Annotated in this window: 14 protein-coding genes; 7 read left to right on the forward strand and 7 right to left on the reverse strand. The window is 72.0% G+C overall.

Annotated features, from left to right (window positions below):
* Positions 1-2: 2 nt before the first annotated feature.
* Positions 3-656, reverse strand: coding sequence for a response regulator (locus ACGFNU_RS28805; RefSeq protein ID WP_392598526.1), 654 nt, complete (start codon positions 654-656; stop codon positions 3-5).
* The gene (locus ACGFNU_RS28810; protein WP_392598528.1) at positions 644-1,894 is read right to left on the reverse strand and encodes a histidine kinase; all 1,251 of its coding nucleotides are present in this window, start codon (positions 1,892-1,894) and stop codon (positions 644-646) included. The genes ACGFNU_RS28805 and ACGFNU_RS28810 overlap by 13 nt, the downstream gene beginning before the upstream one ends.
* 133 nt (positions 1,895-2,027) lie before the next feature.
* Here ACGFNU_RS28810 and ACGFNU_RS28815 point away from each other — a divergent pair, with 133 nt between their 5' ends.
* The 6 genes from ACGFNU_RS28815 to ACGFNU_RS28840 all read left to right on the forward strand — a co-directional run bounded on the left by ACGFNU_RS28815 (position 2,028) and on the right by ACGFNU_RS28840 (position 5,580).
* Entirely contained in the window at positions 2,028-2,522 is a 495-nt protein-coding gene (locus ACGFNU_RS28815) for a hypothetical protein (protein WP_392598530.1), read from the forward strand.
* 33 nt (positions 2,523-2,555) lie between these two features.
* On the forward strand, positions 2,556-3,137 hold the full coding sequence (locus ACGFNU_RS28820; RefSeq protein ID WP_392598532.1) for a TetR/AcrR family transcriptional regulator: 582 nt from the start codon (positions 2,556-2,558) through the stop codon (positions 3,135-3,137).
* Between the two features lie 75 nt (positions 3,138-3,212).
* A complete protein-coding gene (locus ACGFNU_RS28825; RefSeq protein ID WP_392598533.1) occupies positions 3,213-3,974 on the forward strand; it encodes an SDR family NAD(P)-dependent oxidoreductase in 762 nt (253 codons plus the stop codon).
* 128 nt (positions 3,975-4,102) lie between these two features.
* Positions 4,103-4,669, forward strand: coding sequence for a hypothetical protein (locus ACGFNU_RS28830; RefSeq protein WP_392598535.1), 567 nt, complete (start codon positions 4,103-4,105; stop codon positions 4,667-4,669).
* A gap of 210 nt (positions 4,670-4,879) precedes the next feature.
* Positions 4,880-5,254 carry a hypothetical protein gene (locus ACGFNU_RS28835; protein WP_392598536.1) on the forward strand — a complete coding sequence of 125 codons (375 nt, stop codon included), beginning with the start codon at positions 4,880-4,882 and terminating at the stop codon, positions 5,252-5,254.
* Entirely contained in the window at positions 5,251-5,580 is a 330-nt protein-coding gene (locus ACGFNU_RS28840; RefSeq protein ID WP_392598537.1) for a hypothetical protein, read from the forward strand. Before ACGFNU_RS28835 ends, ACGFNU_RS28840 begins: the two co-directional genes overlap by 4 nt.
* Before the next feature lie 13 nt (positions 5,581-5,593).
* Here the strand turns inward: ACGFNU_RS28840 and ACGFNU_RS28845 are convergent, their stop codons facing one another.
* The 4 genes from ACGFNU_RS28845 to ACGFNU_RS28860 all read right to left on the reverse strand — a co-directional run bounded on the left by ACGFNU_RS28845 (position 5,594) and on the right by ACGFNU_RS28860 (position 9,377).
* Complete coding sequence (locus ACGFNU_RS28845) at positions 5,594-6,199, reverse strand: response regulator (protein WP_392598538.1); 606 nt, start codon at positions 6,197-6,199, stop codon at positions 5,594-5,596.
* The gene (locus ACGFNU_RS28850) at positions 6,196-7,335 is read right to left on the reverse strand and encodes a sensor histidine kinase (RefSeq protein ID WP_392598540.1); all 1,140 of its coding nucleotides are present in this window, start codon (positions 7,333-7,335) and stop codon (positions 6,196-6,198) included. The genes ACGFNU_RS28845 and ACGFNU_RS28850 overlap by 4 nt, the downstream gene beginning before the upstream one ends.
* Positions 7,336-7,399: 64 nt before the next feature.
* Positions 7,400-8,116 carry an ATP-binding cassette domain-containing protein gene (locus ACGFNU_RS28855; RefSeq protein ID WP_392598542.1) on the reverse strand — a complete coding sequence of 239 codons (717 nt, stop codon included), beginning with the start codon at positions 8,114-8,116 and terminating at the stop codon, positions 7,400-7,402.
* Positions 8,117-8,207: 91 nt separating this feature from the next.
* On the reverse strand, positions 8,208-9,377 hold the full coding sequence (locus ACGFNU_RS28860) for a lactate 2-monooxygenase (protein WP_392598544.1): 1,170 nt from the start codon (positions 9,375-9,377) through the stop codon (positions 8,208-8,210).
* A 71-nt stretch (positions 9,378-9,448) separates the two neighbouring features.
* Here ACGFNU_RS28860 and ACGFNU_RS28865 point away from each other — a divergent pair, with 71 nt between their 5' ends.
* Positions 9,449-11,950 carry a DNA topoisomerase (ATP-hydrolyzing) subunit A gene (locus ACGFNU_RS28865; protein ID WP_392598547.1) on the forward strand — a complete coding sequence of 834 codons (2,502 nt, stop codon included), beginning with the start codon at positions 9,449-9,451 and terminating at the stop codon, positions 11,948-11,950.
* Positions 11,951-12,002: 52 nt separating this feature from the next.
* Here the strand turns inward: ACGFNU_RS28865 and ACGFNU_RS28870 are convergent, their stop codons facing one another.
* On the reverse strand, positions 12,003-12,506 hold the full coding sequence (locus tag ACGFNU_RS28870) for a DinB family protein (protein ID WP_392598548.1): 504 nt from the start codon (positions 12,504-12,506) through the stop codon (positions 12,003-12,005).
* Positions 12,507-12,513 lie beyond the last annotated feature (7 nt).

The raw sequence follows: 12,513 nt of genomic DNA on the forward strand, positions 1-12,513 counted from the left end.
CGTCACGCCGTCTCTCCCCCTCGGAGGTACGTCAGCACCGCGAGCACCCGGCGGTGGTCGCCCTCGGCGTGGGGCAGGTCGAGCTTGGCGAGGATGTTGTTGATGTGCTTGGCCACGGCACTGTCGCTGACGACCAGCTTCTCGGCGATGCCCGCGTTGGAACGGCCCTCGGCCATGAGCTCCAGGACCTCGCGCTCGCGCGGCGTCAGGCGTTCGAGCGGATCGCTGTTGCGGCGCAACAGCAGCTGGGACACCACCTCGGGGTCGAGCGCGGTGCCGCCGGTGGCCACGCGCCGCAGCCCGTCGAGGAACACCGAGACGTCGGCGACGCGGTCCTTCAGCAGGTAGCCGACGCCGCTGGTGTTGGCCGCCAGCAGGTCGGCCGCGTACCGCTCCTCCACGTACTGGGACAGCACCAGGACGGCGACCTCGGGCCACTGCCGGCGGATGACCAGCGCGGCGCGGATCCCCTCGTCGGTGAAGCCGGGCGGCATCCGCACGTCCACGATCGCCGCGTCCGGACGGTGCCGCTCCACCGCGGCGAGCAGTCCCTCGGCCTCACCGACCGCCGCCACGACCTCGAACCCGGCCGTCTCCACGAGCTTGGTCAGCCCGGCTCGCAGCAGGACCGAGTCCTCGGCGATCACAATGCGCACGGCAACTCCACGGTGATGGTCGTCGGTCCCCCGGCGGGACTGGTGATCCGGAACGTACCGTCCACGGACTGCACGCGCCGCGCCAGCCCCGCCAGCCCGGTCCCGCCCGAGCCGCCGCCGTCGGACGGAACGGCGCCGCCGATCCCGTCGTCGGTGACGGTCACCCGGAGGAGGTCGCCGATCCGGTCCACGGCGATCTCCACCTTGGTCGCCTGAGCGTGCTTGACCACGTTGGTGAGCGCCTCGGAGACGACGAAGTAGGCCACGGCCTCGACGGTGGAGGACGCGCGCTCCGGCACGTCCACCCGGAGCCGTACGGGCAGGGGGACGCGGGCGGCGACCCCGGAGAGCGCGGCGTCCAGGCCGCGGTCCTCCAGCACGGCCGGGTGCAGGCCGCGGATCAGGTCGCGCAGCTCGGTGAGCGCCTCCTTGGCCTCCTCGTGCGCCTCGACGATCACCTGCATGGCCTCGGCCGGGACGCCGGTGAGCGTCTCCCGTGCCAGCCCGAGGTTCATGGCCAGCGAGACGAGGCGCTGCTGGGCGCCGTCATGCAGGTCCCGCTCGATGCGGCGCCGTTCGAGGTCGGCCGCGTCGACGACGCTGGCGCGCTTCTCGGCGAGGTCCTCGACCTTGCGTTCCAGCTCCTCGGCGCGGCTCGGGCCCAGGAGGGCGAGCCCGGCACGCGTGTCGAGGCGGGTGACGCCGCTCGCCAGCCAGGGAGCGGCCACCAGCAGCAGTACTCCACCCGCGCAGATGATCGCGACGGTGATGTCATGGCTGTTGAGCGACACGCTGCTGGAGTCGGGAAGCGCCCAGGCGAACGTGGGGAGCGCGGCCATGGCCGCACCCGCCGCCCATGCCCACAGCGTCGCCAGCCCGCCCGCCGCGATGAGCGGGCCCACGAGCAGGTGGTAGAGGAGCACCCGCCAGGTCGTCCACGAGCGCAACCAGCGCACGGTGCCCCGCCGGCCGGGCCCGTACCGGTCCTTGCGCGGGAGCGACGGGATCTCGACGCCGAGCATGGCCCAGAACCGTTCGCGATGCGCGCGGGTGAGCGGATGCGCCAGGAGCAGCGCCATGATCACCGAGACCCACCAGTAGCGGTACGGGGCCCAGAACGGCAACAAGACCGCGAGCTGCAGCGGCACCCCTGAGACGACGAACGTGGTGTTCCGCCACGCCGCCGCCGACCACGGAGCGTGCGTGCGCGCACGCTCCAACGCAGAGATGGATGCCATGGGGCACCACCGTATTGGCCCTGCTGGGGTGCCGCCATGGAGCGCGGGTGAAGACCGGGGGTGAAGCTAGTGCCACCCCAGGACGGATATCGCCATTACTGAAGGTGACGCCGGTTCCGGCCAGGCTTTGAACATGATCTTCGAACCTGCACGGCGGACGCGCACCGGCGTCCTGGGATGGGCGCTGACCGGCGCCGGAGCGGCGATGGTGCCGTGGATGTACGTGCTCGCCACCCGGCTGCCGTCCACCACGGAGGTCTCCAACTGGTCCACGGCGTGGGTCGGGCTGGACGCGATGCTGGCGGCGGGGCTGGCCGGCACGGGCGTCCTGCTGCGGCGCAAGGACCCCCGGCACAGCCTCACGGCGGCCGCGACCGCCGCGCTGCTGGCCATGGACGCCTGGTTCGACGTCACCACGTCCGCCCCGGGTGCCGAGCGGGCGACGGCGGCCGGTCTCGCGGTCGCCGTGGAGCTGCCGCTGGCCGTGGCGTGCGCCGCGCTGGCCGTCCGGGGCCTGCGCGGCGTGCAGCCGTCCGAGGCCCGGATACCTGCCCGGAGTGAACCGGTGCGGCCGGCCGGACGTCGAGTCCGCCGACCGGTCCCGCCGATGGCCGCCGGTCAAAATTGACCGATCGTTCTTGAAAAAGCTAGGGTCGTATTCATGGCACGGACCAAGGAGTTCGACCCCGACGCGGCACTGCAACGCGCCGTGGAGCTGTTCTGGCAGCGCGGCTACGAGCCGACGTCGATGGCCGATCTCGTGGAGCACCTGGGGATCGCCCGCGCGAGCATCTACGGGACGTTCGGCGGCAAGCACGAGCTCTACCTCAAGGCCCTGGACCGCTACCTGCAGCACAAGGACCCGCAGATCGTGATGGCGCTCTCCCAGCCCGGGCCGGTCCTGCCCGCGGTCCGCACGCTCATCGAGCGGTACGCGGCGGAGTCGGCCCTCGACCCGGACCGCCGTGGCTGCATGGTGGTCAACACCGCGGTCGAGCTCGCCGGCCGCGACGCCGAGGCCGCCCGCGCGGTCGAGGCGAGCTGGACCGTCCTGGAGACCTCGCTGACCTCCGCGTTGACGAGGGCCCAGGCCCAGGGCGAGCTCTCCGCAGACAAGGACCCGCGCGGGATCGCCCGGATGCTGCTGGTGCTCTTCCAGGGCATGCGCGTGATGGGCCGGGCGGCCGCGGACCCCGGACGGCTGCGCGACGCCGCCGCCCAAGCCGCCGCCCTGCTCGGCTGACGCCCTCCCCGCCCGACGCGGGCACCCGTCCCCGCTTATTCAAGATCAATCGTTCTCGAAAGAAGGTACTCCCGAATGGCCACCCGGTTCGATGGCAAGGTCGTCCTCATCACCGGCGGCGCCGGAGCCATCGCCCGCACGACCGCGCTCGCGTTCGCCCGGGAGGGGGCCACCGTCGTCCTCGCCGGGCGCGGCGCCGCCGAGCTCGCGGACGCGGTGAGGGAGATCGACGCGGCGGGCGGCCGGGCGGACTCCGTCGTCGCCGACGTGACCGACTCCGCCGACGCCGCCCGCATGGTCGCGACCGTCGCCGCACGCCACGGCCGGCTCGACGTCGCGTTCAACGCCGCCGGCGTCTTCGGCAAGGGAGCACCGACCGCCGACCTGGACGAGGACGTCTGGAAGGCGGTGCTGGACGTCAACCTGACCGGGGTGTTCCTGTCGATGAAGCACGAGATCGCCCACATGAGGGCCAACGGCGGCGGCGCCATCGTCAACATGGCCTCCAACATCGGCGCGCACGGGCGCCGCCCCGGCCTCGCCGCGTACGCCGCGTCCAAGGCGGGTGTGAGTGTGCTCACCCGGACCGCCGCGCGCGAGTACATCGGCGACGGCGTGCGCATCAACGCCGTCAGTCCCGGCGCGAGCGACACCCCCATGTCCTACCGTCCCGGTGAGACGCGAGAGGACCGCGACGCCCGCGTGCGCGCCGCCGTCCCCGCAGGCCGCGTCAGCGACCCCGGAGAAGTCGCGGACGCGGTGCTGTGGCTGGCCTCCGACCAGGCGAGTTTCGTCGTGGGGCACGATCTCGTCGTGGACGGCGGAGCGACGTCCTGACGTCCACCGAACGGGTGAAATCAGCCGACTGCGACCCTTAGAGTGGAGTTTTGACATCGGGCCCTCTTCCGGCTTCGGAGGGGCCCGTTCCGCTGTCCGGCACGAGCACGATCAAGAGGTTTCCGGAGATGACCGACCACGAGCTGTACGACGAGCTCCTCCGGCTGCTGCGCGACGGGATGCCGGAGCCCGCGCCGGCCGAGTTCGACGACGCGACCGGATTCCTGCCGCTCGGCGTCGACGTGGACGGCGACATCGGCGTCGTCACGTTCCTGAGCCGCGAGCCGCTCGGGCTGTTCATCGAGGGCACCATGTTCCACCGCCGCAACGGCGAGTGGATGGAGCTGGGCGGTGGCGGCGGATCGGCGCCCGACCAGCCGCTCGCGCGCCGCACCGCGTCCGAGCTCGGCGGGCAGCACCTCCGGCGGTACGGCACCGGCAAGACCGTCCGCAACGCCGACCGGCTGCTGCCGTGGGGCGCCAAGTGGGTCAGCCAGGCACGGCTGCAGGTCTCGGCCGAAGTGGCACGGTTGCGCGTCGGCAACCGCTTCATGAGCGTGCCGGCGCACGGCCACGCCGTGGTCGTGTGGGGAGCGCGCCGCGCCCCGGTGGTCGAGGCGCTCGCGGACGACGGCTCGGTGCTCGGCTCGCTCGATCTCGGCCAGCCTCTTGGAGCGCTCCGTTCCACCGCCTAGGAGCGGCACCGGACGGCTCCACCGCCCTGCGGCCGCCGGCCCTCGCTGACTGCGTGTATATCGGTCATTGACTGCGCGTACATCGATTCGATTACAGATGGTTAAATTGGATCACTGTTTGTGTTAATTTCCGGACTACCAGGAGGCTACGGAGACGGGAGACGCACAGTGGGGTGGCGAGGATTGTTGTCCTGGAATCCCTTCGGAACGATGATCGCGGTGGCCGCGATCGTCCTCGGCGGGCTCGGCATGCTCATCGGCGACGGCGTGAGCCAGGGCATGACCAACAGCCTGGCCGGGCACGCCAATGTGATCGCCCACCTGTGGGGGGCGATGTTCGCGGTGGGCGGCCTTCTCAAGCTCTACGGGCTGTACGCGCGGCGGCTGGTGATCGAGCTCCCGGGCCTCTACCTGATCACCGGCGGCTACGCGTTCTACTGCCTCACGGTCATCACCGGCCTGCGCACGCACGGGCTGGCCGCCGGCGTCATCTCGGGCGCGCTCACCATCGGCTGCGTGCTCAAGGCGCACGCCACCATGAACCGAGCTCGTGACGTGGCTCAGGAGGGCGGTGAAACCTCATGAACACCGCCGACGTCATCGTCTCCATCGCCCAGGTCGCCGCGGGCGGCACGATCGTCCAGGCCATGGTCGCGGTGTTCCGGCGGCGCAGCGAGCTCCGCCAGCTCGACCGGCAGAGCGAGTCGGTCGCGGTCGACACCGCCGACCAGGTCGTCACGATGTTGCGCCGGGAGCTGGTCGAGAGCAAGCAGGAGGTCACCGACCTCAAACAGGACCGTGCCGACCTGCAGCGCCAGATCGGCACGCTCAGCGAGCACGTCTCCAAGGTGAGCGCCGACCTGGCCATGGCCCGCGCCGATCTCGACCGCTACCGGAGCACCTCCTCGTGACGACGGCGCCCGGTCAGAGCCAGCCGAGGTCGCGGGCCGCCCGCACCGCGGCATGGCGGTTGTCCACGCCCAGCTTGGTGACCGCCGCGGACAGGTAGTTGCGGACCGTTCCCTCGGAGAGCCCCAGCGAACGCGCGATGCGGGAGACCGGGACCCCGTCGGCGGCGGCGCGGAGGGTGTCCAGCTCGCGGGGCGTGAGGGGGCATTCCTCGGCGGCGAGCGCGTCGGCGGCCAGGTGCGGGTCGATGTAGCGGGCGCCGTCGGAGACCTGCCGGATGACCTCGGCGAGGCGGGCGCCAGGGGCGTCCTTGCCGAGAAAACCGCGCACGCCGGCGCCCATGGCGCGGCGGAGATTGCCGGGACGGCCGTGGGCGGTGACGATGACCAGCTTGCAGGCGGGCAGTTCGGCGGCGAGCCGTTCGGCGGCCGCCAGCCCGTCCAGACCGGGCATGTCGATGTCGAGCACGGCCACGTCGGGGGCCAGCTCGCGGGCCAGCTCGACGGCCTCGTCGCCCCGGCCCACGTCGGCGACGACCTCGATGCCGTCCTCGGTGCCGAGGAGGAGGACGAGGGCCTCGCGGATGAGGGCGTGGTCGTCGGCGAGCAGCACCCGGATCATGACTCTCCCGTGGCCAGGGGCACCGAGGCCCGGACGTGGAACGTGCCGTCGCCGCCCGGCCCGGCCGTGAGCTCGCCGCCGGCCGCGGCGATCCGTTCGGCCAGCCCGTGCAGGCCGGTGCCCGCCGCCCGGCCGGCCGGCGCGGGGTGCGACCGGCGGTCGGCGCCGTCGTTGACGATCTCCAGGCGAACGCGGGTGTCGGCGGCCAGCGTGATCCGGCACCAGGACGCGCCGCTGTGCCGCAGGATGTTGGTGGCGGCCTCCCGGGCGACCCAGCCGAGGGATTCGTGCACGTGGGCGGGGAGGTCGGGGAGCTCCGGGCGGTCGCACCGGATGCCGGCGGCCTGGAGGACGGCGGAGATGCCGTCCAGCTCGGTGCGCAGCGACGCCGTCCGGTGACCGCGGACGATCTCGCGCACGTCCTGGACCGCGGCCCGCGCCATCGTCTGGATCTCGGTGAGCTCCTTGCGCACGCGCGGCGGGTCTCGGTCGACGAACCGTTCGGCGACCTCGGCGCGCAGGGCCACCGCCTGGAGGCTGTGGCCGAGGACGTCGTGCAGGTCGCGGGCGAAGCGCAGCCGTTCCTCTCCCACCGCTGAACGGGCCAGCTCGGCGCGGACCTCCCGCAACTCCTGCACGATGTGGAAGAGCCAGACGGTCACATACCCGGAGAAGGCCGTGATGGGAAAGCCGATCGCCTCGTACAGGACGCTCAGCGCGGGCAGGCCCAGCAGCAGCCCGTACACAGGGGTGAGGACGCTGCCCACGGCGGTGACCGCGACGGCCTGGCGGAGCGGCAGCACGACCGCGATCAGCCCGGCCGGCACCATCAGCAGGTTGCCCCAGCCGGCGGCGCCGCCCAGCGCGGCAGGGAGCACCCAGCAGAGCGCGGTGATCGCGGCCAGGCCGAGCGCGTGGACGGGCGCCGTGCGGCGCATCAGGTTGAGCCAGAGCAGCCGCGCGTAGAGGGTGAGGACCGCAGCGACACCCAGACCGCCGGCCACAATGCGCCCCGGCTCCTGCCGCTCGATCGCCTCATACCAGAGCGCGGGCGCGAGGAGACCCGCCAGCGTCACCAGCGTGAGCGCCACGATGGCCGCGGCGACCACCGTGGGGCGGGGGATCCTGGGCTGCACCTGCGTCTCCGGCCGCTCAGAGCGTGATCGGGGTCAGAGAATGCCCAGGGTATGTGACCCTCGCCTAGGCGGCGGCTTGCACGCGGACCGAGTCCTGGCCGACGGGCAGGCGTCCCTCGCCCATGACGCCGATCCGGTCCGCGCGGCAGGCCTCGTCCACGTCACGCGTCGTCAGCAGCACGGTGACCCCGTTCGCCGCCAGGAAGCGCAGCACCGACCAGATCCAGCGAACGTCGTCCTCGCCGAGCCCCACGGTCGGCTCGTCCAGGAACAACACGTCCGACCGGCCGACCAGGGCGAGCGCCAGGTCGAGCAGCCGCCGCTGCCCGGCGCTCAGCCGCTCGAACGGAACGTCCGCCAGCCCGCCCAGCCCTGTCAGCCGCAAGGCCTCGTCCCGGGTCAGCGGGTCGAGCGTCCAGCGCCGCCAGGTGTCGACGACCTCCGCGACGGTGAGGCCGGGGAAGAGGCCGCCGTCCCGCCACACGGCGCCCGTGCGCAGGACGGCCCGTTCGGCGTAGGGGTCGGCTCCGCGCACGCGCACGGTCCCGGAGACCGGGCGCCGGTCACCGGCGACGGCCTCCAGGAGCGTGGTCTTTCCCGCTCCGTGGCCGCCGAGCAGCGCGTAGATCTCCCCCTGGGCGACGCCGAACGAGACGCCGCGTACGACGTCTGTACCACCCGAGGGGGGACGACCCCCCGCACCCCCCGGCGCGGCTTCGCCGCGAAGGGGGTCGGCCAGGCGGATCCGCAGTTCCCGCACTTCGATCACATTCGCCCGCATGCCACCCATGCTGCCGATCATGAGCCTGAACGTGCAGTCACGCCCGTCAGGAACGCCCCATGACATAAGCGGGGGTCGCCCATGACAAATGTCATGGGGCGGGAACCATGAACTCCGGACCGAGTTCCGCCGGACGGGTCACACCCGCCAGGGTCATGGTCAGCTCCAGCTCCGCCTGGAGGCACCGCAGCACGTGCCGCACCCCCGCCTCGCCGCCGAGTGCCAGGCCGTACGCGTACGGCCGCGCGACGAGCACCGCCTTGGCGCCCAGGGCCAGTGCCTTCGCCACGTCGGAGCCCGTGCGGACGCCGCTGTCGAACAGCACGGCCGCCTGGTCGCCCACGGCCGCCACGACGCCCGGCAGCGCGTCCAGCGACCCGATGGCGCCGTCGACCTGGCGGCCGCCGTGGTTGGAGACGATGATCCCGTCCATCCCCGCGTCCACCGCCCGGCGCCCGTCGTCGGGGTGCTGGATGCCCTTGAGCGCGATCGGGCCGTCCCAGTGCTCCCGCAGGAACGCCAGATCGTCCCAGGTCAGCGACGCGTCCCCGAAGTTGGCGACCCAGTGGAGCAGCGCCGTGTCGCGGTTGGCGTCGGTGACGGGGCCGCCGACCGCCTTCTGGAACACCGGGTCGCTGAAGTAGTTGGCCACCCCGATGCCGCGCAGGAACGGCAGATAAGCCTGGTCGAGGTCGCGCGGCCGCCAGGCCAGGGTGAACGTGTCGAGCGTGACGACGAGGGCCGTGTAACCGGCCGCCTTCGCCCGCTCCAGGAAGCTGGCTGCCAGCTCCCGGTCCTTGGGCCAGTAGAGCTGGTACCAGCGGGAGCCGCTCTCGCCGTTCGCCGCCGCGACGTCCTCCATGGAGTACGAGGCGGCCGTGCTCAGCACCATCGTCAGGCCGGTGGACGCCGCGGCGCGGGCCACCGCGAGCTCCCCGTCCGGGTGGAAGATCGACTGCACGCCGACCGGGGCCAGCAGGACGGGAGCGGGCATCGCCGTCCCGAGCACCTCGACCGACAGGTCCCGCTCGGCGACGTCGCGCAACATCCGGGGAACGATCCGCCATCGTTCGAAGGCCTCCCGATTGGCCCGCGCGGTGGCCTCGCTGCCCGCCGCCCCCGCCACGTACCCGAACGCCGCCGCCGAGAGCCGCCGCTCCGCGAGCGCTTCCAGCCTGGTCAGATCGGTGGGGAAGCCGGGCAGCACCTCGCCCAGCCCCGCCAGGTAGATCTCGTTCTGGAAATCGGCCAAAGAGCTCATCGGAAACCTCCAAGCGGCGCGCCGGACCGGCTGAGTGCAAAACTGTCCCTGGAACCGGCAACAATGTCCACATGGCACGACGCGGATCCCAAGCCCCTCCCCCGCCGCCGGACTTCGAAGAGAACATCGTCGACGTCGATGTCTCCGAGGAGATGCGCGGCAGCTTCCTCGAGTACGCCTACTCGGTCATCTACCAGCGGGCGCTGCCGGACGCGCGCGACGGGCTCAAGCCCGTGCAGCGGCGCATCCTCTACTCGATGAACGACATGGGCCTGCGCCCCGACCGGGGGCACGTCAAGTGCGCCCGCGTCGTCGGCGAGGTCATGGGCAAGCTGCACCCGCACGGCGACAGCGCGATCTACGACGCGATGGTGCGGATGGCCCAGCCGTGGGCGATGCGGATGCCGCTCGTCGACGGGCACGGCAACTTCGGCTCGCTCGGCGGCGACGACATGCCGGCCGCCATGCGGTACACCGAGGCCAGGCTGTCGCGCGCGGCCATGCAGATGGTCACCTCGATCGACGAGGACACCGTCGACTTCCGGCCCAACTACGACGGCCAGGAGACCGAGCCGGAGGTCCTGCCCGCCGCGTTCCCCAACCTGCTGGTCAACGGCGCGGCCGGCATCGCGGTCGGCATGGCGACCAACATGGCGCCGCACAACCTCGGCGAGGTCATCGCGGCCGCCCGCCATCTGATCGACAACCCCGAGGCGTCGCTGGACGACCTCATGCGCTTCGTGCCCGGCCCCGACCTGCCCACCGGCGGCAAGATCGTCGGCCTGGAGGGCATCCGCGACGCCTACGAGCGCGGGCGCGGCACGTTCCGGACGCGGGCCACCGCCCACATCGAGAGCGTCACGCCCCGCCGCAAGGGCATCGTGGTCAGCGAGCTGCCCTACGCGGTCGGCCCGGAACGGGTCAAGGCCAAGATCAAGGAGCTCGTCAACGCCAAGAAGATCAACGGCATCGCCGACCTCAAGGACCTGACCGACCGCAACGTCGGGCTCCGCCTGGTCATCGAGATCAAGAACGGCTTCCACCCCGAGGCCGTGCTGGAGGAGCTCTACCGGCTCACGCCGATGGAGGAGACCTTCGGCATCAACAACGTGGCGCTGGTCGACGGCCAGCCCCGCACGCTGGGGCTGCGCGAGCTGCTCCAGGTCTACGTCGACCACCGCATCGACGTGGTGCGCCGCCGGTCGATGTTCCGGCGCACCAAGCGCGAGGACCGCCTCCATCTGGTCGACGGCCTGCTGATCGCCCTCCTCAACATCGACGAGGTCATCCAGGTCATCCGGCAGAGCGACGACTCCGCGCAGGCCAAGCAGCGCCTGATGCAGATCTTCGAGCTCTCCGAGATCCAGGCGCAGTACATCCTCGACACCCCGCTGCGCCGCCTCACCCGCTTCGACCGGCTGGAGCTGGAGAAGGAGAAGGAGCAGCTCACCCGCGAGATCGCCAAGCTGACCGCGATCCTGGAGTCGGAGAAGAAGCTGCGCGCCCTGGTGTCGAAGGAGCTGGCCGACGTGGCCGCCGAGTTCGCGACGCCGCGCCGCACCGTGCTGCTGGAGTCGTCCGGCCAGACCCGGTCCGCCGCCGTGCCGCTGGAGGTCGCCGACGACCCGTGCCTGGTGCTGCTCTCCTCGACCGGCCTGCTGGCCCGCACCAACTCGGCCGACGCGCTGCCGGTCGAGGGCCCGCGGTCGCCGCACGACGTGCTGGTGTCGGTGGTGCCCGCGACGGCCCGCGGCCAGATCGGCGCGGTGACCTCGGCGGGCCGCATGATCCGGGTGGACGTGCTCGACCTGCCCACGCTGCCGCCGACCTCCAGCCCGCCGTCGCTGGCGGGTGGCGCGCCGCTCAGCGAGTTCGTGGTGCTGGAGTCCGGTGAGACCGTGGTCGGCCTCGGCAGCCTCGACGACGTGGGCGCCGGGCTGGCACTGGGCACTGAGCAGGGCGTGGTCAAACGGGTGGTGCCCGACTATCCCGCCAACCGGGACGAGTTCGAGGTGATCGGCCTCAAGGACGGCGACAAGGTCGTCGGCGCGGTCCATCTCGACTCCGAGGAGACCGATCTCGTCTTCATCGCCACCGATGCGCAGCTCCTGCACTTCCAGGCCTCCCTCGTCCGGCCGCAGGGCCGGGCCGCGGGCGGCATGGCGGGCATCAAGCTGTCGGCCGGCGCCCGCGTGGTCTGGTTCGGCGCCGTCGATCCCGGCTGGGACGCCCGGGTCGTGACGATCTCCGGGTCGTCCTCGGCCCTGCCCGGCACGCAGACGGGCGCGATCAAGGTCGCCGACTTCGCCGAGTACCCGGCCAAGGGCCGGGCCACCGGGGGCGTGCGCTCGCACCGCTTCCTGAAGGGCGAAGACACCCTGCTGCTGGCCTGGGCCGGCGTGACCCCGGTCCGTGCCGCCTCGTCCACCGGCAAGCCCATGGAGGTGCCGGAAGAGCTGGGCCGCCGCGACGGTTCCGGCGAGAAGCTGACGAAGGCGATCGCCGCGATCGGCGGCCCGCTGGGCCCGCTCGTCGAAGCCGAGCCGGTCGAGGTCGAGCCCGCCGAAGAATAACCCCGGCCGACATGGCGAGAGGCCCGTCCCACCGAGTGGGACGGGCCTCTCGCTATTCGCCGGTGGCGCCGTCGAGGCGTTCCCGGATGAGGTCGGCGTGGCCGTTGTGGCGCGCGTACTCCTCGATCATGTGGGTGAGGATCCAGCGCAGCGAGTAGACCTCGCCGCGGAACGTCGTGGTCGTGTCGAGCGACCCGGTGGTGTCCACGATCTCGCGGGCGATCTTGCATTCCTCGTTCCAGGCCGCGAACGCCTCGCCGGGGTCGGCGTCGTCGGCTTCGAAGGGCGAGAGGTCCTCGCGGCTCCGCTTCCAGCGGAACGGGATGTCCTCGCCGCGCATCGCCATCCGGAACCAGCCCCGTTCGACCTCGGCCAGATGCCTGACCAGCCCGAGCAGCGAGAGCGTCGACGGCGGAATGTTCCGTTCACGCAACTGCTCGGTGGTCAGGCCCGCGCACTTCCAGGCGAAGGTGTCCCGCTGGAACTCCAGGAACCCGGTCAGCGTCGCCCGCTCGTCACCGGCCTGCGGCGGTTCGGTCCTCTTGTCCTCGTCCATCCGATCA

The sequence above is a fragment of the Spirillospora sp. NPDC048911 genome (genome assembly GCF_043198015.1).
GTDB lineage: Bacteria > Actinomycetota > Actinomycetes > Streptosporangiales > Streptosporangiaceae > Spirillospora.